Raw genomic sequence first — 23,478 nt, 5'->3', positions numbered from 1 at the left:
GCCCGGTAGCCTTAAACCATGACCTCCGAGCAGCACTCGCCGAACAGCACTCCCGAGCAGCCTGACACGCGCGGCGCGGTGCCTGCGGACCGGCAGCCCGCACCCGCCGACCGCGGTGTTGCTCCGGCGTCGGTCCCCGAGGTCGACGCCGCTTCCGTCGCGGAGGCTCCCGGCGCCGCTCCCGTCGCCGAGGCTCCCGCCTACCGCGAGGTGACCGTCCGGAGAGCGCCAAAGTTCGTGCCCTTCATGGCGATCGGCGCGATCCTCGGTTTCCTCGGAGCACTCGTGGTCGCCTATACCGGCCCGGCCGATCCCACGCTCACCCGCGAGTCCATCCTCGGTTTCTTCACCGTGGCCTTCGCCATCCCGGGCCTGCTGCTCGCGGCGCTGCTCGTGCTGATCTTCGACCGGCGGAGCGTGAGGAAGGCGGAGCGGGCCCGGGCGGAACGCACGTACGACGACGACGCCGCCTGAGACCCAGCGCCGGCTCCCGCGTCGGCACGACGCCGGCTTCCCTCCCGCGAGGGCGGCATTGCCCGCCGTGAGAGAATGGGCCCATGGTGCGCGGCGACGGACAACTCTCCCATGATCTACTTCCCGGCGAAAAAGGACCACAGGATGCCTGCGGTGTTTTCGGCGTCTGGGCGCCCGGCGAGGAGGTGGCCAAGCTCACCTACTACGGGCTGTACGCGTTGCAGCACCGCGGCCAGGAGTCCGCAGGCATCGCGACGAGCGACGGCCGGCGCATCAACGTCTACAAGGACATGGGCCTTGTATCCCAGGTCTTCGACGAGGCGACACTCAACACCCTGACCGGGCACATCGCCGTCGGTCACTGCCGCTACTCCACCACCGGATCCTCGCACTGGGCCAACGCACAGCCCACGCTCGGTGCAACCGCGGCCGGAACCGTCGCCCTGGCGCACAACGGCAACCTGACCAACTCCGCCGAGCTCTACGACATGGTCCTCGCCCGGCATGGCAAACCCCGCTCCGGGGAGCTGGCCCAGGGCAACACGACGGACACCGCACTCGTCACCGCACTCCTCGCCGGCAATGACGGCCGCTCGCTGGAGGAGACGGCCATGGAGCTCCTACCCAGCATCCGCGGTGCCTTCTGCTTCGTCTTCATGGACGAAGGAACCCTCTATGCCGCCCGCGACGCCTATGGAGTCCGTCCCCTCGTCCTCGGCCGCCTCGAGCGCGGCTGGGTGGTTGCCTCCGAGCAGGCCGCCCTCGCGACCGTGGGCGCGAGCTACATCCGCGAGATCGAGCCCGGCGAGTTCATCGCGATTGACGAGGACGGCGTGCGCAGCAGCCGCTTCGCCACTCCGACCGCCGCCGGCTGCGTCTTCGAGTACGTGTACCTCGCCCGGCCGGACGCCGCGATCGCCGGCCGCTCGGTCTACGAGTCCCGCGTCGAGATGGGCCGCCAGCTGGCCCGCGAGAACTCGGCGCAGGCGGACATCGTGATCCCCGTCCCCGAATCCGGCACGCCGGCCGCCGTCGGCTTCGCGGAACAATCGGGTATCCCGTTCGCCCACGGCTTCGTCAAGAACGCCTACGTGGGCCGGACGTTCATCCAGCCCAGCCAGACCCTGCGCCAGCTCGGCATCCGGCTCAAACTGAACGCCCTCGAGTCCGTCATCCGCGGCAAGCGCATCATCGTCGTCGACGATTCGATCGTCCGCGGCAACACGCAGCGAGCCGTCGTCCGGATGCTGCGCGAAGCCGGCGCAGCCGAGGTCCACGTCAAGATCTCCTCGCCGCCCGTGCGCTGGCCATGCTTCTACGGCATCGACTTCGCCTCCCGCGCCGAACTCATCGCCAACGGCGCTGCGATCGACGAGATCAGCACGTCCATCGGAGCCGACAGCCTCGCGTACATCTCCGAGGACGGCATGATCGACGCGACCCAGCAACCGCGCGAGCGCCTGTGCACCGCGTGCTTCACCGGGAGCTACCCGATCGAACTGCCCGACGACGACCGCCTCGGCAAGAACCTGCTGGAGCGCTCCAACCCGGCCGACAAATCCGGCGCCACGGGATGCGACCCCGGACCGGACGCCGAGTTCGAAGCCGTACTGACTGACGAAGACAAGAAAGAGCGGGTATGAGCCTCGAGGACCAGATGTCCAATCCCATCACCTATGCCAGTGCAGGAGTGGACGTCGAAGCGGGTGACCGCGCCGTCGAGCTCATGAAGGATGCCGTCCGCGCGACGCACGGGGAGCAGGTCATCGGTGGGGTCGGCGGCTTCGCGGGTCTCTTCGACGTCTCCCGCCTCCTGACGTACACGCGGCCGCTCCTCGCGACGTCCACCGACGGAGTGGGCACCAAAGTCGCCATCGCGCAGGCCATGGACATCCACGACACCATCGGTTTCGACCTCGTGGGGATGGTCGTGGACGACATCGTGGTGGTCGGTGCGGAGCCGCTCTTCATGACGGACTACATCGCGTGCGGGAAGGTGGTCCCCGAGCGGATCGCCGACATCGTCCGCGGCATCGCGGCAGGCTGCTCGGCGGCCGGTACCGCCCTGGTCGGTGGCGAGACGGCCGAACATCCGGGCCTGCTGGGTGAGCACGAGTACGACGTCGCCGGCGCTGCTACGGGTGTCGTCGAAGCCGATCGCGTCCTCGGACCCGACCGTGTCCGCCCGGGCGACGTCGTCATCGGGATGGCGTCGTCGGGCCTGCACTCCAACGGCTACTCCCTCGTGCGGCGCGTCATCAACCAGGCGGGCTGGGCCCTCGACCGGCAGGTATCCGAACTGGGCCGGACGCTCGGTGAGGAGCTCCTGGAACCCACGCGCGTCTACGCCGCGGACTGCCTCGCGCTGGCCCGGAACGACGCCGCCCAGGTGCACGGCTTCAGCCACGTCACGGGCGGTGGACTCGCAGCGAACCTCGCGCGTGTCCTTCCCCGCGGGCTGGAGGCAACGGTGGACCGTGCCACCTGGGGCCTGCCCCCGATCTTCACCCTCGTCTCGCAGCTCGGCAACGTGCCCCTGCCGGACCTCGAGCGCACCCTCAACCTCGGAGTGGGAATGGTGGCGATCGTCGGAGCAGCGGGTGCCGACACCGCGCTGGCCCAGCTGAATGCCGCTGGTGTCCCCTCGTGGGTAATGGGCACGGTGCAGGCCGCGGGTACCGGAAGCACGGACGGACCGGACTACGTGCAGGGCGCCAAGGGCGTCGACGGCGGATCAGTGCGGCTGGTCGGCGCCTACGCCTGACGAATCTTCCACTCCCGCTCGACTCGGAGTGGGCACGTTCGAACATCCCCACTCGTCGAGGTGCCGGAATGGGATGGAAGCCGCAACCTCACGAACTCGTGCGACATCGCTGGTCAGTCCCGGACCGTCAGGGCCTACCGGCCTGCTTGCGGGTCACGATGACGTCGAACGACGTGGTGCGGGTGTTGCCCACTCTGTCCGTCGCCGTGCACGTCACCGTGGTGGTGCCGACCGGGAAACGCGTGCCCGGGGCAGGCGTGCAGGTCAACTGCACGGGGCCGTCGAGCGTGTCGATGGCGGACGGCAGGGAGTAGTTCACCTTGACCCCGCTGGCACCGTTCGACACCGCCCGGATGTCCGACTGGTCGGCGATCCGCGGCGGCAGCACGTCCGCCGGACGGGCAGGCAGGCGGCTCGGGTCGACGATCCCCCAGTAGGCCGGGGTGACCTGCAGCTCATCGTCGAAAGGCAGCGGCTGCTCCCAGGGACGTGCCATCGGCCAGGTGCGGAGCCATGTCCGGGCGTTGCTGATGCCCCAGAAGGTGACCGAATCGACGGACGCGTTGTGCTCCCGCAGCATCGCGAAGAGGTCGCGGTAGTAGTAGCCGACCTCCGCAGCTGCGTCGGCGTCGTCCTCGAATGCGGGACTGTACGGGTCCGCCGGAGCGCCGCTGACATCGGCGCCCTGATTCTCAGTGGACGAGTTCACGTCGAGCTCCGTGATGGCCTGCAGGAGCTTCGGGTCCAGTGCCTCTACGGCCTTGATGGAGTCCTCGAGCCACTGCACCGGACGCGCTACGTCGACGTGGGCCTGGTGACCGACGCCGTCGATGGGCACGCTCCGGGCCTTGAGTGCTCCGATCAGCTCGAGGTAGTCGGCGCGCTTCTCCGGCATCTCCGTGTTGTAGTCGTTGATGAACAGGGCTGCATTCGGGAAGTAGCGGTCGGCGAGTCGGAAGGCCTCGTCCACGAATCCCTCGCCGAGGACCTGGAACCAGCGGCTGTCGCGCATGTCGTGCGGGTTGGCCGTATCGCCGTCGGCGATGACCTCGTTCACGACGTCCCACGCCCAGATGGGGCTGTCCCCGTTGGGGTAGCGCGCGTCGATGTGGTCCGCGATGCCCCTGATGTGCGCTTCCATCCGGGCCTTGAGAAGCGCCTGATCTGCCGCACTGTTGGTGAGATCCCGCGTGCCGTCCTTGAAGAACCAGGCCGGGGTCTGCGAGTGCCAGGCAAGGACGTGTCCGTACACCTGGATATCGTTGGCGTCCGCGAAGTCCAGCAGCTGGTCGAGCTGCGTGAACGCGAACTGTCCCTCGACAGGCTGCACGCTCTCCGGCTTGCCGGCATTCTCGGGTGTGAACGCGTTGAAGTGCTTGCGCACCAGGTCCGCGGCCGTGCCGACGGTCTCCCGCGCGTCGATGGCCACACCGACGTGCTCGATCCCCCCGGCGCCGAGGACGTCCTTCAGCCCGGGAACGTCGGTCTGGATGGGCTTCTCGACGATCGCGGCAAGGCTGAAGTCGTCCAGCAGGAAGCTGACACCGGCCGGTCCTTCGACGTACACCTGCGCCTTGTCCGCGGCAGCGCCGAGAGTGTAGGTGCCCCTGAGCTGTGTCCAGCCGTCCGCGGTGACCGAGGCACCGGCACCGGCGACGCCGTCGTACGCGCTTCCCCCGCCGTTGTCCCGCTGCACGGAGACCTTGAGCGACGCCGGCGACTGACCCGGTGCGAGCTTCGCCCATACCGAGATCTCCACCGCCGTACCGACAGGCATGCCCACGGTCACGTCGAGGGCGGCGCCGTGCCAGGGCTGGGTACGGTTGGTCACGAGCAGGCTGCCGGTGCCGGAGTGGGCGTCGCTGCTTGCAGCGATCTGTACGCCGTCGCCACGCGCAGTCCAACCGTCGGTACCCGTCTCGAAGTCGGAGGTGACACCGGCGGGCGCGTCTGCCACGCCCCCCTGAGGGAGCGTGAAGGTCCAGCCCTCCGCGATCTTCTCCGTGACGACCGTGGCCACGGCCTTGACGGTGTTCGAGCGGTCGCCGCCGCCGTCGTGGGCTAGGACCACAGCGCCGGGGCTGAAGGCCTCGCGAAGGTTGGCTGTGAGGGTCGCCTCGCTGAGATCGTTGCCGTCCCAGTCGGAGATGACCTTACCGAGGCCCAGCGGCTGCATGCCGAGGGCGGAGGCCACCTCGCCGGTAGAACCCCAGCTACCGTTCGGCGCCCGGAAGTACGGCACCTGCAGCGCTGAATCACCTGCGGCTGCCCGGATGATCCGGAGGTTCTCCTTGAGATCGGCCTCGACCTGCGCCTGCGTCCAGGATCCCATGTCCGCGTAGGACGTACCGTGGTTGCAGAGAGTATGCCCCTCGGCGACGATGCGGCGCAGCAACTCGGTGCCGCCCGGTGCCGTCACGTTCTGTCCGATGACGCAGAACGTCGCGGTGATTCCCTTGTCCTTCAGGAAGTCGAGGAGGGCGGTGGTCTCACCCGGGTTCGGGCCGTCGTCGAACGTCAGGGCTGCGACATTGCCCGTGCCGCGAGCGGCTGCGAGGGGCGTTGTCGTCGGATTGGTCGCACCGCCGGGAACGAAGGCCGGATCGGGGGTGGGCTGCCAGGCGCCGCCGTCAGCAGGTGCACCCGTACCGCTGATCACGACGTCGTCCACGAGGTAGTCATAGGGCGCACTCAGATTTCCTGTTCCGAGGTAGGCCCGCAGCGCGGCAGGGCTGGCACCGGCAGGGGCATTGAAGGTTCCCGTCACAGTCGTCCACGCGTCCGCCGAGACGGAGGTGTTGCCGACCCACGTGTAGGCGGGCTCCACGACGAACCGGGCCGACGTCGTCGTGCCTGCTGCCGCCGAGAGCTTGACCTGCGCGGAGAAGGTGTAGCTGCCTCCCGCCTGCAAGAGGTTGGCCGGCGTCTTGAAGCCGTCGTAGTCGTTCGCCCTGCCCTGTACCAGCAGGGCCTTGTCGCCGTCGGCATCGACGATCGACAGCGCGGACCCACCGTTCTGGCTCAGCGGGCCGAAGTCGCCATCCTCGAAATCTTCCGTCAGCAGCACCGCCGGTTCGTCGGCGGAGGCAGCCGGCAGCGCGAGCGCGCCGGCGCCGGTCATCAAACCGAACGCCGTGGCGCCCGCGATCAGACGTCGTTGTCTCATGATTCTCCTGTCGTTGCGGCCCGCCCCCGGGATGGGGACGGGCCGCCGTGCTTCTTGTGGGGGGAGGTGCTACACGTTCCTAGCGGTTACCGCGGCCTGGGGATGCCTGCTCCAGGGTGTCCTGCAGCGCGTAGTAGGCCGGCTTGCGGGTGAAGTCGTTCCACATGACCGTCGCTTCACCTTCATTCGCGAAGAAGACCGGGACCCAGGAGTACTTGTCGGTGAATCCCCAGATGGTGAAGGAGTTGCACTCGTCCACGTTCACGCACGCCTGGAGGGCACGCTGGTAGTACGAGGCCTGCTCAGCGAGCTGGGCTGCCGTCGGCTGGGTGCCGGCGGGCACTCTCATGCGCACGTCGATCTCGGTGATGGCCGTCTCGAGCCCCAGGTCGTCGAAGCGCTGGAGGTTCGCCTGGAGGTCCGCAGGGAACCCGTACTGGGTGCTGAGGTGCCCTTGGACGGCGAAGCCGTCGACCGGAACACCCTGGGCCTGCAGCTTCGGGATGAGGTCGAGGTAGGCATCGCTCTTGGCGTTCAGGCTCTCCACGTTGTAGTCGTTGAAGAACAGTTTCGCCTGCGGGTCGGCTTCATGTGCCCAGCGGAACGCATCGCCGATGATCTCGGGCCCGAGTTCCCGGATCCAGATGTTGTCGGTCGTGCGCAGCTTTCCGCTGTCGTCGAAGATCTCGTTGGCGACATCCCACTGCTGGATCTTGCCCGCGTACCGACCCACGACGGTCTGGATGTGCTCCTTGAGGATCGCCCGCAGTTCGTCCTTCGAGAAATTGCCCTGCTCGAGCCATGCGGGGTTCTGGCTGTGCCAGAAGAGGGTATGTCCGCGAACCACCTGCTTGTTCTCCTGTGCGAACTGGACGATCGCGTCCATCTCGGCGAAACGGTAGGCGTCGCGGGCTGGGTGCACGAACTCCCACTTGAGCTGGTTCTCGGGCGACACCGAGTCGAACTCCGCGGCGAGGTGCCGCAGGTATTCCTTGTCATTCGGGAACGGAGCGGGATAGCCCTGGGTCTCGTGGTGGCCACCGCCGGCAACGGCCGTTCCGATCTTGAGATCCTGCGGCGCGACCCACCGGAGGGTGTCCTGCTTCTGGATGCCCGGTGCCTGGGATCTCTGGTCCTGTGCCGCGAAGGCGGGGACCGCGGTGGGAAAAATCATCGCCGAAGCCAGGACTGCCGCGGCAATGGATTGGTAAACCTTCATGAGCTCTCCTTTGAGGTACCTGAGGTGCGGCAGTCCGATACTTTGATCGGAACGTTTCCGGAAGTTTCCGGAAATACCGTTGCTGTAGGTTAGGAACACCGCGCAGGTGAGGTCAAGGGTGCGGCGGAAATATGTCCCCGGGGTGTACGCCAGCGTCTTCGGGTGCCCGAGGAGGATTCGTGCAGGAGAACACCCAGCAAGCCGTGACGATCTCGGCCATCGCCTCGGCGGCCGGAGTATCCGTCCCCACGGTGTCCCGCGTGCTCAACGGTCGCTCCGATGTCGCCCCCGCGACGCGCGAACGCATCGAGAACCTGCTTCGTGAGTACGGCTACCGCCGCCGTGGAGCAACCCAGGCGCCGTCACGCCTGGTCGACCTCGTGTTCAACGACCTCGACAGCCCCTGGGCCGTCGAGATCATCCGGGGCGTCGAGGAGGCGCTGAACGCTGACGGGCTGTCCGTCGTCGTGTCAGCCATCCACCGGCGCGGCAGCGCCGACTCGACGCGGAAGTGGCTCGACAACCTGGGAGCCCGGACGAGTGATGGCGCCATCCTCGTCACCACCGACCTGGATTCGTTCCTCCACGCGGAACTGCAGCGCCTGAACCTACCCGTGGTCGTGGTGGATCCCGCCGGAGTTCCGGACCTCGAGGTACCCACGATCGGCGCCACCAACTGGACCGGGGCGGTCACGGCCACCGAGCATCTCATCCAGCAGAACCACCGTCGGATCGGGTTCGTCGCCGGGCGGCCGGGGCTCTGGTGCAGCCGCGCCCGCCTCGACGGCTACCGGGCAGGGCTCGACGCCGCGGGCATCGGCTTCGACCCGGCACTCGTCATCAGCGGCGATTTCGACTACGAGTCGGGATTCTCCGCCGGAACGGAACTGCTCGCGCTCCGCGACCGTCCGAGCGCGATCTTCGCCGCAAGTGACCAGATGGCGCTCGGCGTCTACGAGGCGGCACGGCAGCAGGGACTACGCATCCCGGACGACCTGAGCGTGATCGGATTCGACGACCTGCCGGAAGCCGGCTGGGCGTCTCCCCCGCTGACGACCGTCCGGCAGCCCCTGTCCGAGATGGGCACGCTCGCAGCCCGGACGCTTGTACGCCTGATCAGGGGCGAGGCCGTCGAGAGCCCCCGGATCGAACTGTCCACCCGCCTCGTCACCCGAGCGAGCGTGCGGGCGGCCGGCTGATACGGCCTCCGGCAACTTCCGCTTGACTTCGGGCGTAAACCCAATATGTTTATTAGGACAACATATTGGTCACACACCCCTGGAGCACTCAATGGCGATCGAGCCCACCCGCGACGACAAATTCTCCTTCGGCCTCTGGACGGTGGGCTGGGAAGCCCAGGACCAGTTCGGTTCCGCAACCCGAGCGCCGCTCGACGTCGTCGAAGCGGTCAACCGCCTCAGCGACCTCGGTGCCTACGGAATCACCTTCCACGACGACGACCTCTTCCCCTTCGGTTCGAGCGCCACCGAGCGCCAGGCGCAGATCGACCGGCTCAAGGGCGCCCTGGAGTCGACCGGACTGATCGTTCCCATGGTCACGACGAACCTCTTCAGCCACCCGGTCTTCAAGGATGGCGGCTTCACGAGCAACGATCGCGGCGTCCGCCGCTTCGCCCTCCGCAAGGTCCTCGACAACATCGACCTCGCGGCAGAGCTCGGCGCCAAGACGTTCGTCATGTGGGGCGGCCGCGAAGGCAGCGAGTACGACGCCGCCAAGGACATCCGCGGCGCACTGGAGCGTTACCGCGAGGCCGTCAACCTGCTCGGCGACTACGTCACCGACAAGGGTTACGACATCCGCTTCGCGATCGAACCCAAGCCCAACGAACCACGCGGCGACATCCTGCTGCCCACCCTCGGGCACGCGATGGCCTTCATCGAGACGCTGGAACGTCCCGAGCTCGTGGGCATCAACCCCGAGACCGGCCACGAGCAGATGGCCGGGCTGAACTTCACGCACGGCATCGCGCAGGCCCTGTACCAGGGCAAGCTGTTCCACATCGACCTCAACGGCCAGCGCAGCATCAAGTTCGACCAGGACCTCGTCTTCGGACACGGCGACCTGCAGAACGCTTTCTCGCTCGTGGACCTGCTCGAGAACGGCGGCCCCGCCGGCGGCCCGTCCTACGACGGCCCGCGCCACTTCGACTACAAGCCGAGCCGCACCGAGGACATGGACGGCGTCTGGGACTCGGCTGCAGCGAACATGCAGACCTACCTGCTGCTCAAGGAACGTGCCGCAGCATTCCGCGCCGACCCCGAGGTCCAGGCCGCACTCGCCGCATCACGCGTATCCGAGATCAATGAGCCGACCCTGAACGAGGGCGAGGGCTACGAGGCACTGCGTGCCGACCGCGCCTCCTACGAGGAGTTCGACACCGACGCCTACTTCAACGGCAAGGGCTTCGGTTTCGTGAAGCTCCAGCAGCTCTTCATCGAGCACCTGCTCGGGGCCCGCTGACCCATGGCCGTCGTTGCCGGAGTCGATTCGTCGACGCAGAGCTGCAAGGTCGTCGTCGTCGACACCCTGTCCGGCGCCGAGGTCCGCAGCGGCCGTGCCCTCCACCCGGAGGGCACGGAGGTGGACCCCGCGGCGTGGTGGCAGGCCCTGCTGTCCGCACTGGACGGCGCCGACGGACTAGGGGATGACGTCGACGCCCTCTCCATCGCGGGACAGCAGCATGGAATGGTGCTGCTGGGCTCCGACGGCAGGGTCCTCCGTGACGCGCTGCTGTGGAACGACACCCGGTCAGCGGACGCTGCGCGGGACCTCATCGGCGAGTTAGGTGCCGATGAACTCGTCGCTCGCACCGGTCTTGTTCCCGTGGCGTCGTTCACCGGCACCAAGGTGCGGTGGGTGCGCGATGCCGAACCCGGGATCGCGGCGGCGATCGCCGCCGTCGCGCTCCCCCACGACTGGCTGACGTGGCGGCTGAGAGGCTTCGGCCCCGAGGGCGAATCGCCGCTCGGCCCTGTGCTGGAGGAACTCGTCACCGACCGCTCGGATGCGAGTGGTACCGGCTACTGGAACCCCGCGACGGATGGCTACGACCTCGAGCTGTTCGAGCGGATCCTCGGGCGCCCTGCGCGCGAGGCGCAGAGCGACGCGCACAAGGACAAGGGCAAGGACGCGGTGGTTCTCCCCCGCGTCCTGCAGGCGGACGCCTCCGCCGGCACCGTGCATGCCTCGTACCTTGCTTCGGCAGACCGGCGGATCGTCCTCGCGCCAGGCGCAGGCGACAACGCGGGTGCTGCGCTGGGGCTGGGCGCGGAGGAGGGCGACGTCGTCGTGTCCCTCGGGACCAGCGGTACCGTCTTCGCGGTCGCCGCGGATGTCGTAGCCGACCCGTCCGGCGCGGTGGCGGGGTTCGCCGACGCCAGCGGACTGTTCCTGCCCCTCGTGGCAACCCTCAACGCGGCTCGCGTGCTGTCCTCGGTGTCGGGGATCCTGGGCGTGGACCATGCCGGTTTCGCGGCCCTGGCCCTGGCTGCCGCTCCTGGATCCGGCGGCGTGGTCCTGCTGCCCTACTTCGAGGGCGAGCGCACCCCCAATCTCCCGACGGCGAAGGCGAGCTTCCACAACCTGAGCATCGCCTCGACCACCCGGGAGAACGTCGCCCGGGCCGCGATCGAGGGGATGCTGTGCGGGCTCGCGGATGCCCTCGATGCCGTGCGGGCTACCGGGGTCCTCCCGCGCCATCTGCTGCTGATCGGCGGGGCGGCGCAGAACAAGGCCGTGCAGGAGGTCGCCGCGCAGGTGTTCGACCTCCCCGTCCGCGTTCCCGCTCCCGGCGAGTACGTCGCACGGGGCGCTGCCGTGCAGGCCGCGTGGGCACTCACGAGGTCCCGGCCGCAGTGGCGGGTGGAGGCCGCGGATGACCGCCCCGTCGACCATCGGCCGATCATCCGGGAGCAGTACCACGCTGCGGCACGATCGGTGACCTTCTAGGGTCGCGGATCGCGACGAGAAGGAGGCGCCGCCCCTCGTGGAGTGGCGCCTCCTTTCTCGTTCCGGCAGGCTGCCGTCGTGTCGGGGCCGGTCGGGCGTCGGGTCAGCCGGCCGCCTGCAGCCCGGCGACGCCGTCGTCGATGCGGAAGGACGCCTTCGTGCCGATCGGCGATCCCGGCGTCGTCACGTAGTCGAGAACCCGGAAATCGACCGCCATCGAGTCCTTGGTGATGCGGGTGTTCACGTAGCCGCGCTGGTCGTTGTAGAACTTCAGGTGCGGATTCCATGCCTGCACCGGATCGCTCGTCGCGCCGTTGCCGTTGCCCGTGGAGGTTACGGACGTGCAGACGAGCTCGGTCCCGACGGCCGGTGACTGGGGATCCTTGTAGTCCACCTTCACGTCGTTCGCCCAGTTCCTGTGCACGTCACCCGTGAGGACCACGGCGTTGCGCACGTTGGCGTCGACCCAGCCCTGGGTGATCCTGCGTCGCGATGCCGCGTACCCGTCCCAACCATCCATGGACACGTCATCGACCTCGGGGGCTCGGTCGCGGTCCCGCTCGGCGAAGAAGACCTGCTGCCCGAGGATGTCCCACTGTTGCGTTGAACTCCTGAACCCGTCGAGCAGCCACTTCTCCTGCTCGTCTCCCGTGATGGTGCGGTTCTCCGCGAGCCGCTCCGCCACGTTCTTCTTCCAGCCGTCGCCGGCAAGCTGGTCGTCGCGGTATTGACGCGTGTCCATCATGTGGAAGTTGGCGAGCTGTCCCCACTGCAGGGTGCGGTAGATCTTCATGTCCGGGCCCGTCGGCACGGACGAGGCGCGCAGCGGCATGTTCTCGTAGTAGGCCTTGAAGGCTGCGGCACGCCGCAGGCGGAAGCGCTCCAGCGTGTCGTTCTGCTCCGCGGCGTTCACGTTCTCGGGGACGTCATCGGCCCAGTTGTTGTCCACCTCGTGGTCGTCCCACACCACGAGCCAGGGAGCGATCGCGTGCGCCGCCTGCAGGTCGGGGTCGGACTTGTACTGGGCGTGACGCTGCCGGTAGCCCTCGAGGCTGACCGTCTCCGGCCCCGCATGGTCGCGCGGGTTCCCTCCGTCGATGACGTAGCTGTCCTTACGGTACTCGTACAGGTAATCGCCCAGGTGCAGGACGAGGTCGGGGTGGTCCTCGGCGAGGCGCCGGTAGCCCGTGAAATAACCGTGCTCGTACTGGGCGCAACTGGCGAAGGCCATCGCCAGGGCTGCGGGTGTCTCACGCGGCGCGGGGCTCGTGAGCGTCCTGCCGGTCATGCTGAGGTGGCGGCCGGCGCGGAACCGGTAGAAGTACTCGCGTCCGGGCCTCAGGCCCGACACCTCCACGTGCACCGAATGCGCCTCGTCGATGGTCGTCCGCCGCACACCGCGCGCGACGATCCTCGCCATGCGGGCGTCCTCCGCGACCTCCCATGCCACCACGACGGGACGGGTGGGCATGCCACCCAGCCCGTTCTCGGCGAGCGGATCGACGGCGAGGCGCGTCCAGAGGACGAATCCGTCGGGTGAGGGCTCACCCGAGGCGACGCCGAGAGTGAACGGATCAGTACGGAGACCGGAATCCTGAGCGGTCGAGACGTTGGCGGAAGCAGCGCCCGGAAGGGCGATGATGGCACCGGCACCGAGGCCGGCGCCGAGGAGTGTTCTGCGGCTGATGGCGTCCATGGCTCCGACGCTAGGCACGGCACCATGACACCGATTGTTGCCCCGATGAACGAAAAATGAACTCCCCGCGACGTGTCGACGGTGCGCAGCATCATCGACATGTCGCGGGGAGAACAGGCGTACGGTGGGTCCGCCGCCCGTCCGGGCTGATGCCAGGGCTGCCCGTGGCCCGGCGTCAGACGGCGCTCACCCGCACGTCGCAGTGCAACCGGCGGGTGTGGTCCACGGTCCGCACCGTACCCGTCAGGTCGAGGGGCAGGGCTGCGCGGATGTCACTGCTCGACGCTCCCAGCCGCAGCTCGAGCGCCCCCGGCTCGACGATCCTCGCCCCGTCGCGACCCGTGAAGGACGTGACATCCGCAGGGACGGTGAAGGCGACGCGCGCCGACGCTCCAGCCGCCAGTTCCACCCGGGCATAGCCGATGAGCCGCTGCACGGGCCGGACGACCGACGCCACCGGATCGTGCAGGTAGAGCTGGACCACCTCGACGCCGTCGCGCTCGCCCTCGTTGGTCACCGTCATCGTGACCGTAACCTCGCCGTCGGTCGCGGCGGTGTCCGCCGTCGACCCGGCATCGTGCCACGTGAACCGGGTGTAGCTGAGGCCGTGCCCGAAGGCGAAGGCCGCCGTCGGATCGATGTTGGACACGCCGCTCGACTGTGCCAGCGGCGCGGCAAGGTAGGTGGACGGCTGGGCACCCGGTGTCCCGGGAATGCTGACGGGCAACCGGCCGCTCGGGTTGGTCCGCCCGCTGAGCACACCGGCCACGGCCGCTGCACCCTCCTCCCCCGGGAAGAATCCCTGGACGACGGCGGCAGCACCCCTGGCAGCGGAGCCGAGGGCGTACGGGCGACCTGTCAGCAGGACGACCACGACGGGCTTGCCGGTCGCGATCAGTGCGTCGAGCAGCTGCTGCTGGACGCCGGGCAGCGCCAGCGATTCCGCATCACACCCCTCACCGCTCGTACCGCGCCCGAAGAGTCCGGCCCGGTCCCCCAGCACGGCGACGACGACGTCGGACCCGCCGGCGACGGCGAGCGCTTCGTCGAATCCCGTGGTCGCGGTGCCGTCGACGGTGCAGCCAGCCGCGATGGTGATGTCGCTCTCGGAGAACTCACGCTGGAGCGCGTCCGCGACCGTCGGGATGGTCAGCCCCATGGCGACGTCGGGATGCTGCTCGCCGACGTGCGCCGGGAAGGAGTAGCAGCCCAGGAAGGCGCGGTGGGTATCGGCGTTCGGTCCGATCAGGGCGATCCTCGGAGCCTTCGAAAGGGGAAGGATGCCGTTGTTGCTGACCAGGACGATCGACTGCTCGGCCAGCTCGCTCGCGATCGCACGGTTGCCCGGCGGATCGAGGTCGATCGACGGCACGCCCGCTCCGCTACCGCGAAGGGCCGACGGGACGGGCGACCAGTCAGGATCCAGCAGCCCGAGGTCGAGTTTCTGCCGCAGGACCCGGCGGAGGGCGCGGTCGACCAGTCCCTCGTCCAGCCTCCCGCCGTCGATCTCGGCGATCAGGTGCTCGCCGAAGGTGTGGACGGTAGGGAGCTCGACGTCGACGCCGGCAGTGAGGGCCGCGGCCGCTGCCTCTCCGAGCGTCGCGGCGACCCGGTGGAGCTCCTTGAGGAAGGCGATGCCGAAGTAGTCGGCGACGACCGTGCCGTCGAAGCCCCACGTGTCGCGGAGGAGCGAGGTCAGGAGCGAGGCGTCGGCCGCCGTCGGAACCCCGTCGATGTCCGTGTAGGCGTGCATCACCGAGCGTACTCCGGACTCGCGGACAGCCATCTCGAACGGAGGCAGGAGGACGTCCGCCCGCTCACGCTCGCCGATGGAGACCGGGGCGAGGTTGCGGCCCGCCTTCGACGCCGAATAACCGACGAAGTGCTTGAGCGTGGCGACGATGCCGGCCTGTTCGAGTCCCTGCACGTACGCCGTCGCGATCGTTCCGATGAGGTACGGATCCTCGCCGATGGTCTCCTCCACGCGACCCCAGCGAGCATCGCGCACCACGTCCAGCACGGGCGCAAGGCCCTGGTGCACGCCCACGGAGCGGAGGTCGGAGCCGATGGCGGTGGACATGGTCCGGACGAGGTCGGGGTTGAAGGTGGCGCCCCAGGCCAGGGGCACGGGGTACGCCGTCGCCTTCCACGCGGCGAAGCCGGCAAGGCACTCCTCGTGCACGAGGGCAGGAATGCCGAAGCGGTTGGCTGCCGCGATGCGCTCCTGCGTGCGCTGCAGCGACAGCGCGCCGAGACCCGGCTCCACCGGGGCGGTGCCGAAGGGGCGCGTGAGCTGGCCGAGCCCGTGCGGCAGCAGCTCGTCGAGATCCACGGCCTCGTTCATCTCGTGCTGGTGCGGGGCCACCTCACCGCCCTCGGTGTTGGCGCCGACCCACACTCCGACGAGCTGCGACACCTTCTCCCGCAGGGTCATCGCCCCGATCAGCGCCTCGACGCGTTCCTCGGGTGCGGTAGCGGTGTCCCGCCAGGGGGCGTCGTTCAGTGTTGTCTCAGTCATGGTTACTTTCCGCCAGCGCCCATGAGGCCCTGGACAAGTGCGCGGCGCGCAAACAGGTAGACGAGCAGCACGGGCACCATCGAGAGCGTGACCGCGGCGAGCAGGCCGGGGATGTTGATGCCGTACTGGGTCTGGAAGTTGAAGAGGCCGAGAGTGACCACACGGGTGCTCTCGGACTGGGTGAGGATCAGCGGGAAGAGGAAACCGTTCCAGGCCTGGAGCGCGGAGAAGACCGCGATCGTGGAGATCCCGCCCTTGGACAGCGGGAGGACCAGCCGGAAGAAGGCACGCGCCGGGCTAGCACCGTCCATGGCCATCGCCTCGTACAGCTCGCCGGTGATGTCACGCATGGTGCCGCTCAGGATCAGCGTGCAGATCGGCAGCGCGAAGGCCGCGGTGGGCAGGATGACGCCGATCAGGTTGTCGTAGAGCCCCACCGTGTTGATCAGGTAGAACACCGGGACGATCACCGCCTGCGCCGGGATGGCGAGGCCCAGGAGGAAGAACCGGAACACGAACGACGCCGCGCGGCTCTGGCTGCGCACGATCGCGTAGCTGAGCGGCGGTACGAGCAGCAGGACGATGGCGACGACGCCGACCGTCACCACGACGGTGTTGAGGAAGTATCTGCCGAAACCGCTCGTGATCGCGTCCACATAGTTCTGCAGCGTGAAGCTGGTCGGGAAGGACAGCGGGCCGTTGTCGCCGAATTCCTCGCGCGTCTGGAAGGTGCCGGAGAGCATCACGTACAGCGGGATCGCGACGATCAGCAGCCACAGGAACGAGCCGATGCCGGCGAAGTAGTTTGGGCGGGTCTTCATCACAGTCCTTCCAGGGAGCTGTTCATCTTGTCGTAGCCGGACACCTTGACCACCACGAGGGAGATCACGGTCGCGACGACGACGAGCACCAGGGCGATCGCGCTACCGACACCGAAGTCGAAGCTCTGGAACGCCTCCTGGTACATGTAGAAGGCAGTGATGGTGGTGTCGGTGCCGGGTCCGCCGTTGGTCAGGATCAGCACCGTCTCGAAGGTCGTCAGGCCGCCGACCACCATGAGGATGATCGACGTGATGGCCGTGTTCCGCAGCTGCGGAAGCGTGATGGAGAAGAACTGGCGCATCATGCCCGCGCCGTCGATCGCTGCCGCCTGGTACAGGACGGTCGGGATTCCCTTCGCGGCGCCCTGGTAGATCAGGGTGTGGAAGGGCGTGAACTGCCACATCCCCACGAAGATCAGGACGCCGATCGCGCCGCTCTGGGTGCCCAGCAGGTTGCCGTCCCCGAAGAGCCACGACAACTGCCCCGGGATACCGAAGTTGGGGTCCAGCAGCGCCCGCCAGAGGACGGAGATCGCCGCCGAGGACAGCAGCAGGGGAATGAAGTAGATGGCGCTGAGTACCGCGCGGTTGCGCTGGTTGCCCGCCGCCCATACGCCCAGCAGGATGCTCAAGGGTGTCTGCGTGACCACGCCGAGGACGATGAACAGGAGGCTGAGCCACAGGCTCTTGAGCATCACCGGGTCGGCGATCAGGGTCTCCCAGTTCTCGAGCCCCACGAACTTCGGATCACCGAGGCCGCTCCATGAGGTGAAGGACAGGACGGCGACCGCCGCGAGCGGAACCAGGGCGAACAGTGCGAAGAAGATGGTGGCGGGCAGGGCCCAGGCGAAGCCAGGGCGGCCCACGGACGAAGCGCCCGAGCGGGCCGGGCGGCTCTGGGGGGAGCCGCCCGGTGCTGGACGCTTGCGGGTGGCAAGCGTTGTCATGGGATGTCCTAGAGGCTCTGCATGGCCTTGATGAAGCCGTCTTCATCGATCTGGCCGCTGAAGAACTGGGAAACGGCGGTGTGGATGGTCACGGTCGCCTCGGGCGGGTAGGCCTGGTCCCAGGAGAGCTGGAAGTGGGGTGCTTCCTTCACGAGGTCGAACTGGTACTTCGCGTACTCCGGGTTGGAGGCCTCGTCGAGGAACTGCTCGGTGTTGGTGGTGGTGGGCAGGTTGCCGATGGCGATCTGCTCCTGCACGAACTCGTCCGAGTACATGAGCTTCAGGAACTCGGCTGCCTCTTCGGGGTAGCGGGTGTCCTTGTGGACGGAGTAGAAGTTGTTCGTGTTGCCGGCGAGGTTGTCCGGATCGCCCTCTCCGCCCTCGATCGCGGGGAACTCGCTGTAGCCGAGCACGTTCTCGGCGAACTCGGGGTTGGCATCGAGGTGGGTCGCGTAGGCCCACGATCCCATGAGCTCGAAGCCGGCCCGGCCGCTGGAGAGCAGTGTGGGTGACCCTCCGTCGGTGAACTTGACGGAGTCGAAGTTGGTGCCGAAGGCTCCTGCGTCGACGAGTTCGCGCAGCATTCCGAGCGCCTTCCGGCTCTCCTCCGACTCCCACACGTCGGTGTCACCGTCGAGTGCTGCCTGGAACAGGCCTTCGCCGGCTACGCGGTCGAACATGTACTGGAACCACATCTGGGTCGGCCACTGGTCAGCGCCGCCGAGCGCGATCGGCGTGACACCTGCGGCCTTGAGCTTCTCCACGGCGTCGAGGAGCTCGTCCCAGGTGGCGGGAGGTGCGTCGATACCGGCCTGCTCGAGGACCTCGGAGTTGTTGAAGAGCATGACGGGCTGGGTCCCGCGCATGGGAATGCCGTAGCTCTTGTCGTCGATGACGGCGGTCTCGAAGACCGACGGCAGGAATGCGTCCTTGAGCTGCGCATCCTCCTCGATGAAGTCGTCGAGGGGCAGCAGCAGGTCGGCCTCGACGAAGTTCGCGATGCTTCCCCCGCCCCAGTTGAAGAAGATGTCAGGAGCGGAATCGGTGTCGATGATGGTCTGCAGCTTGGTCTGGTAGTCCGCGCCGGGAATCGTGTCGAGCACGATCTTCACGTCGGACGTCTCGTTGAACTTGTCCACCATGGCCTGCTCGACCTTGTTGCTGGCATCCCCGTAGACGGCGAGGTGCAGTTCGTTCTCGGGCCGGCTTGACGCGTCGCCGCCGCCGCCACCGCATCCGGCAAGGGTGAAGCCGAGCATCATGACCGCGGTGCCCGCAAGGCTGCGTGACATCCAGGTTCGGTTGTTCATCGTTGAACGCCTCTCGAAAGTTTCGATGTTATTATCGAAAGTTGTGTGATGGCATGAGTGTATGTATCGACACCGTGAATGCGCAAGACCATGTGTGCGAGCGGTCACATGACGAGGCGAACGGCAGCTCCTTCTCGGCCCAATGCCCGGATGTAAGCTGTCGACATGTCGATTCCGGCGGAAGAACCGCGCGTCACACTGGCCCAGCTGGCTACGGCGGCAGGCGTGTCGCTCTCGACTATCTCGAAAGTTCTCAACGGCCGTGCCGACGTGTCGCCGAAAACCAGGGCGAAAGTTGAGGAGCTCCTCGAGGAGCATGGCTACCGCCGACGCAAGGTGTCGGCAGCGAAAGCCGGTCTCGTCGAACTCGTCTTCCACGAACTCGAGAGCGCGTGGGCGCTCGAACTCATCCGCGGCGTGGAGAACGTGGCGCGCGAGCACGGCATGAGCGTCGTCCTCACCGAGACCGGCACGCGGCACGCCCCGGGAGCGGAGTGGATCGAGGGAGTGATGGCGAGGCGCCCGGCCGGCGTCGTCCTGGTCTTCTCCGACCTGCCACAGGAGTTCCGCAGGAAGCTCGATGCCCGCGCCATTCCCTTCGTCATCATCGACCCGGCCGGGGACCCGGCCCCCGACGTTCCATCGGTCGGCTCGGCCAACTGGTCGGGCGGGATGATCGCGACCCGCCATCTGATCGACCTCGGCCATACCCGCATCGCGGCGATCAGCGGCCCCGAGGACATGATGTGCTCCCTCGCCCGGATCGACGGCTACCGCTCGGCGATGAATATGGCGTCCCTGCCCATCGAGCCGGACTTCATCCGGTACGGCAACTTCCACGTCGACGGCGGGCGCGACCACGCCTTCACCCTCCTGCGCGGCCCTGAGCGCCCGACGGCGATCTTCGCCGGCAGTGACCTCCAGGCTTTGGGAGTGCTCGACGCCGCACGCCAGATAGGGATCCGGGTTCCGGATGAGCTCTCCATCGTCGGCTACGACGACCTGCAGCTCGCGCAGTGGTCCAGCCCGGCCCTGACGACGGTGCACCAGCCGCTGATCCAGATGGCGGAGGAGGCCACGCGCATGGTCCTCCGGTTGCGTGACGGGGAACGGCCGAACAATCTGCGCCTGGACCTCGCGGTCAGCCTCGTGGTGCGGCAGAGCACGGCGGCGCCGGCCGAGCCGAGAGGACGGGCAGCGCGAGCCGCCGAGCAGCGGGCCTGACCCGGGGGGCCGCAACCTCGTCTGGATACGATAGGACAGTGCCAGGTGCGCCAGGGCCCCTGCAGGACGAAGGAGAACGCAGGGCTGTGCAGTCGCTATCAGGCGTGGTGAACGGCACCGAGGGTCTTCGTACCCAGAACCTCTCCCACATCCTGACCATGGTGCACCGCAACGGACCGCTGTCCCGCGCCGAGTTGACGCGGCGGAGCGGATTCAACCGATCGACCGTCGGTGCGCTGGTGTCCGCGCTCGTCGAGAAGGGGCTCGCACGCGAGACCGAGCCGGCGATGGGCGGGCGCGTAGGGCGCCCGAGCCCCATCGTGCAGGCGAATCCCGACGTGGCGGTCATCGCGGTGAACCCTGACATCGATGCGCTGACCGTCGGCGTCGTCGGACTCGGAGGGCGAGTGCACGAGCGGGTGCGTCGCGAGACCGGTCGACTGCCCACCCTTGACGATGCGGTGCAGCTGACGCGCGCCATCGTGGCCGATTTGACCCCCGCACTCGATCGGCTCGATCGCATCGTGGGCGTGGGGATCGCCCTTCCCGGACTAGTCAATGCGGGCTCCGGCCGCGTGCTCATCGCACCACACTTGGGCTGGCGGAACGCCGACCTCACGGGCCCCTTCGAAACCGCGCTCGGCCTTCCCTCGGTCGCCGCGAACGATGCGTCGCTCGGCTCCCTCGCTGAGAGCATCTTCGGCGCGGCGCTCGGCGTGGGTCATGCCGTGTACCTCAACGGAAGCGCGAGTGGAATCGGTGGCGGCGTCGTGGCCGGTGGCACCCAGCTGGTGGGCAGCCGCGGCTACGGGGGCGAGTTGGGCCACACGCTCGTAAGCCCCGGCGGGAGCCCGTGCCACTGCGGACGCTCGGGCTGCCTCGATGCGGAGGTGCGCCTTGAGCGCCTGCTCGACGCCGCAGGCCTTCAAGGCGGCGGCATCGAGGCGCTCGAGGGAGTGCTGTCCGACGATCCCGGCCCGGCGGTCCGGCGCGAAGCAGAGCGACAGCTGGAACTCCTGGCCGTCGCCCTGGTGAATTTCGTCAACATCTTCGACCCGGAGCTGATCGTCCTCGGAGGTTTCCTCGGCTCCCTCTTCGGCTTCCACGGCGATCAGCTCGGGGACGCCGTGAATGCGCGGGCACTGGCCGGCGGAGTCACCGTGCGCCGTGCAACGCTCGGCCCCGAGCTCCTGCTCGTCGGCGCGGCGGAACTCGCCTTTCGACCCCTGCTCGCATCGCCCTCCTGATCATGCGAGAGGAGGGCAGCCGAGTACTTCCGGACACACAAAACGGCGCATCGTCCCGAGGGACCTGATGCGCCGTGTGTGGTTCACAGAAGAAGGACTGACCTGAATCAGCCGATGCGGCGTGTGCCGCTCTCCCCACCGTCGTCGTCGAGCTCATCGGCGTACTTGTCCGCATACTCCGAGTAGTCCGGTTCAACCGGCTCGAGAGGTTCGGTACGTCGAGTGGAAGCGCGACTACCCGGGCCTGTGAGCTCTCGCTGCAGTGCCGAATAATCTGTGGCCGGGCTGAAGTACTTCATGTCCCGGGCCTGCTTGGTAGCTTTTGCCTTTTGACGGCCGCGCCCCATGGCGTGACCCCCTTTGTGCGTCGATCCGGAGGTGGTCACTGGGGCACGAGGCCCAAGGCTGCAGCGAGGCCCCGGAGTATTTGGTCAGTTTGTCGTGACTATAGGTTACATGCTTTCCGTGGCATCCGAGTGCCCTGTCCATCAGGTGGGAGCCACGACACGTGCGGGGGAACTGGTGCAGGGGAGTACATGACGTGACCGGCTCCACCTAGGCCCGTGTGCGGGTGATCTTGGATAGAGTCGAAGCCAGACCAGAGCCCCGGCTTCGCGGCACCAGGAATCCAAGGAGACAGCGCCCCACCATGAGCAATGAGGAGCAGGTACCCGGGGGACCCGGGCAGGGGCCCGCGCAGGAGCCCGGACAGGGTCCAGGGCAGGAGCGCGGGCAGGAAACCAGGCAGGAGATTAGTCAGGAGCCCGCTCAGGACGTCCCGACCGTGGTCGATCCCGACGACGTCGTGCTGGACGACGGCGAGGTCTCCGCCGAGTCCCTGGAGCCGGAACTGTCGGTATCGCCTGACACCCTGGATCTGGCAGAACCTGCGCTCGAACCCGCGCAGATCAGCAGCGACACGGCGGAAGCAGCGTCCTTGGAGGACGCGGCCGCCGAGGCCCGCGCCGTGGCCGCCGAGGCGGAGAAGACCGGGACCCTCGTCGGTGGTCCGATGCCCGCGGACGCACCCGTCGTCGAGGCGGCCCCGGACGGCACTGCTCCCCCGGGCGGCCCTGCGGGAGATACGGATCAGGACGCCGACACGGGCACGCAGACGGACCTCGACACAGCCGCGGCCGCTCCTTTCGACGGGGAACCGGAGAACACGGGCGACGAGCGGTCCGTGACACCCGAGCTCGATGCGGACGCTTCGCGCGAGGAGATGCCCGATACCGGAGGAGGATCCGGCGACGCCATGGAGGAGGGTGCGACGTCAGGGACACGCACGCGTCCCGGCGCGAGCGAAGAAGAGCTGGATCAGTCGGCCCAGGACAACCATGAGGGCCACGAGGGCCAGGAGGCGGACCACGAGGGCCAGGGCCTTGAGACGGACCACGACGCGGACGGTCCGGTCGGTGGTCCCTACGCGTTCTCCCCCGAGGGCGGCGAGCCCGGGCTCGGTCACCCGGGGCTGTACCCGGGCACCGATCCGGGTGCAGTCGGCCGCACCGGATCGTCTGCTGTCAGCCCTTCCCCGGCACCTGACGCCGACATCGACGGGCCCCGCAGCTGGATCCCGTCAGCCTCCGGAGTCGATCAGGAGACGGACGGGCATCCCAAACGGGACCGGACACGGACCAAGAGCAGCAACCTGCCGCTACTCCTCGTTCTCGGGGGCGCCGTCGTGCTCGTCGGGCTCCTCATCTGGCTCCTGGTGTCGCTGTTCGGCGGGTCCGGCGATGAAGGGCGCGTCGATCCGTCGTCGCTGGCTGCCGGTGAATGTCTCGCCGACTTCACGGACATCACCGAGGATGCCGTGCTGGTCGACTGCACGGAGCCCCACAACGCCCAACTCCTCGCCAGCGAGAGCTATCCGGACGCGGCGGAGTTCCCCGGCCGCGACCAGCTGGGCCTGCGCGCGGAAGCCGCCTGCGCAGCGGCCTCCGCGGACATCAATCCCGAGGTCGTCGTGGACGAGCTCGACGTCACGCTGCTCCGCGCGACCCCGACGGCGGAGACCTGGGCGGACGGGGACCGCAGGGTGGACTGCTTCGCCGTCATCGAGAACGGCGGCACCGTGAGCCAGAGCCTGCTCAATCCCTGAGTCTCCACCGGGGCAGGAC

Annotated in this window: 17 protein-coding genes; 9 read left to right on the top strand and 8 right to left on the bottom strand. The window is 68.0% G+C overall.

All coding sequences use genetic code 11. From position 1 onward, the window contains the following. Nucleotides 1-18 precede the first annotated feature (18 nt). The 3 genes from CXQ96_RS18755 to purM all read left to right on the top strand — a co-directional run bounded on the left by CXQ96_RS18755 (nucleotide 19) and on the right by purM (nucleotide 3,238). Nucleotides 19-474: a hypothetical protein gene (locus tag CXQ96_RS18755; RefSeq protein WP_258058734.1), complete on the top strand. Its 456-nt coding sequence runs from the start codon at nucleotides 19-21 to the stop codon at nucleotides 472-474. 83 nt (nucleotides 475-557) lie between these two features. Continuing rightward, on the top strand, nucleotides 558-2,117 hold the full coding sequence (purF, locus tag CXQ96_RS02035) for an amidophosphoribosyltransferase (protein ID WP_104116341.1): 1,560 nt from the start codon (nucleotides 558-560) through the stop codon (nucleotides 2,115-2,117). Beyond that, complete coding sequence (gene purM / locus CXQ96_RS02030) at nucleotides 2,114-3,238, top strand: phosphoribosylformylglycinamidine cyclo-ligase (protein ID WP_104116340.1); 1,125 nt, start codon at nucleotides 2,114-2,116, stop codon at nucleotides 3,236-3,238. Before purF ends, purM begins: the two co-directional genes overlap by 4 nt. A 127-nt stretch (nucleotides 3,239-3,365) precedes the next feature. Here purM and CXQ96_RS02025 read toward each other — a convergent pair whose 3' ends face one another. Both CXQ96_RS02025 and CXQ96_RS02020 read right to left on the bottom strand, forming a co-directional pair. Beyond that, nucleotides 3,366-6,404 (bottom strand): endo-1,4-beta-xylanase, encoded by a 3,039-nt coding sequence (locus tag CXQ96_RS02025; RefSeq protein ID WP_104116339.1) that lies wholly within the window; start codon nucleotides 6,402-6,404, stop codon nucleotides 3,366-3,368. Between the two features lie 79 nt (nucleotides 6,405-6,483). Further along, nucleotides 6,484-7,623: an endo-1,4-beta-xylanase gene (locus tag CXQ96_RS02020; RefSeq protein ID WP_104116338.1), complete on the bottom strand. Its 1,140-nt coding sequence runs from the start codon at nucleotides 7,621-7,623 to the stop codon at nucleotides 6,484-6,486. Between the two features lie 179 nt (nucleotides 7,624-7,802). Between CXQ96_RS02020 and CXQ96_RS02015 the strand changes: the two genes are divergently transcribed. From CXQ96_RS02015 to CXQ96_RS02005, 3 genes are all read left to right on the top strand, one after another. Continuing rightward, complete coding sequence (locus tag CXQ96_RS02015; protein ID WP_219816065.1) at nucleotides 7,803-8,822, top strand: LacI family DNA-binding transcriptional regulator; 1,020 nt, start codon at nucleotides 7,803-7,805, stop codon at nucleotides 8,820-8,822. A gap of 91 nt (nucleotides 8,823-8,913) precedes the next feature. Continuing rightward, nucleotides 8,914-10,104 carry a xylose isomerase gene (gene xylA, locus CXQ96_RS02010; protein WP_104116336.1) on the top strand — a complete coding sequence of 397 codons (1,191 nt, stop codon included), beginning with the start codon at nucleotides 8,914-8,916 and terminating at the stop codon, nucleotides 10,102-10,104. A 3-nt stretch (nucleotides 10,105-10,107) separates the two neighbouring features. Next, entirely contained in the window at nucleotides 10,108-11,592 is a 1,485-nt protein-coding gene (locus tag CXQ96_RS02005) for a xylulokinase (RefSeq protein WP_104116335.1), read from the top strand. Nucleotides 11,593-11,695: 103 nt separating this feature from the next. Here the strand turns inward: CXQ96_RS02005 and CXQ96_RS02000 are convergent, their stop codons facing one another. From CXQ96_RS02000 to CXQ96_RS01980, 5 genes are all read right to left on the bottom strand, one after another. Beyond that, on the bottom strand, nucleotides 11,696-13,288 hold the full coding sequence (locus CXQ96_RS02000) for an alkaline phosphatase (protein WP_104116334.1): 1,593 nt from the start codon (nucleotides 13,286-13,288) through the stop codon (nucleotides 11,696-11,698). Nucleotides 13,289-13,463: 175 nt separating this feature from the next. Beyond that, nucleotides 13,464-15,806: a glycoside hydrolase family 3 N-terminal domain-containing protein gene (locus CXQ96_RS01995; protein ID WP_104116333.1), complete on the bottom strand. Its 2,343-nt coding sequence runs from the start codon at nucleotides 15,804-15,806 to the stop codon at nucleotides 13,464-13,466. A 2-nt stretch (nucleotides 15,807-15,808) separates the two neighbouring features. Next, nucleotides 15,809-16,627 (bottom strand): carbohydrate ABC transporter permease, encoded by an 819-nt coding sequence (locus CXQ96_RS01990; protein WP_104116332.1) that lies wholly within the window; start codon nucleotides 16,625-16,627, stop codon nucleotides 15,809-15,811. Beyond that, complete coding sequence (locus CXQ96_RS01985) at nucleotides 16,627-17,574, bottom strand: carbohydrate ABC transporter permease (protein ID WP_104116331.1); 948 nt, start codon at nucleotides 17,572-17,574, stop codon at nucleotides 16,627-16,629. Before CXQ96_RS01985 ends, CXQ96_RS01990 begins: the two co-directional genes overlap by 1 nt. 8 nt (nucleotides 17,575-17,582) lie before the next feature. Next, nucleotides 17,583-18,884: an extracellular solute-binding protein gene (locus tag CXQ96_RS01980; protein ID WP_104116330.1), complete on the bottom strand. Its 1,302-nt coding sequence runs from the start codon at nucleotides 18,882-18,884 to the stop codon at nucleotides 17,583-17,585. A 165-nt stretch (nucleotides 18,885-19,049) separates the two neighbouring features. Here CXQ96_RS01980 and CXQ96_RS01975 point away from each other — a divergent pair, with 165 nt between their 5' ends. Both CXQ96_RS01975 and CXQ96_RS01970 read left to right on the top strand, forming a co-directional pair. Beyond that, nucleotides 19,050-20,108 (top strand): LacI family DNA-binding transcriptional regulator, encoded by a 1,059-nt coding sequence (locus tag CXQ96_RS01975; RefSeq protein ID WP_104116329.1) that lies wholly within the window; start codon nucleotides 19,050-19,052, stop codon nucleotides 20,106-20,108. Nucleotides 20,109-20,194: 86 nt separating this feature from the next. After that, complete coding sequence (locus tag CXQ96_RS01970) at nucleotides 20,195-21,355, top strand: ROK family transcriptional regulator (RefSeq protein ID WP_146070792.1); 1,161 nt, start codon at nucleotides 20,195-20,197, stop codon at nucleotides 21,353-21,355. Nucleotides 21,356-21,462: 107 nt separating this feature from the next. Here CXQ96_RS01970 and CXQ96_RS01965 read toward each other — a convergent pair whose 3' ends face one another. Further along, nucleotides 21,463-21,702, bottom strand: coding sequence for a DUF3073 domain-containing protein (locus CXQ96_RS01965; protein ID WP_104116327.1), 240 nt, complete (start codon nucleotides 21,700-21,702; stop codon nucleotides 21,463-21,465). Nucleotides 21,703-22,004: 302 nt separating this feature from the next. Here CXQ96_RS01965 and CXQ96_RS01960 point away from each other — a divergent pair, with 302 nt between their 5' ends. Then, nucleotides 22,005-23,459, top strand: coding sequence for a septum formation family protein (locus CXQ96_RS01960; protein WP_104116326.1), 1,455 nt, complete (start codon nucleotides 22,005-22,007; stop codon nucleotides 23,457-23,459). Nucleotides 23,460-23,478 lie beyond the last annotated feature (19 nt).

The sequence above is a fragment of the Arthrobacter sp. B1805 genome (assembly GCF_002929745.1).
Classification (GTDB): domain Bacteria; phylum Actinomycetota; class Actinomycetes; order Actinomycetales; family Micrococcaceae; genus Arthrobacter_D.
Note: the sequence above shows the minus strand (reverse complement) of the source record. Positions and strands in the feature narration are given on the sequence as shown.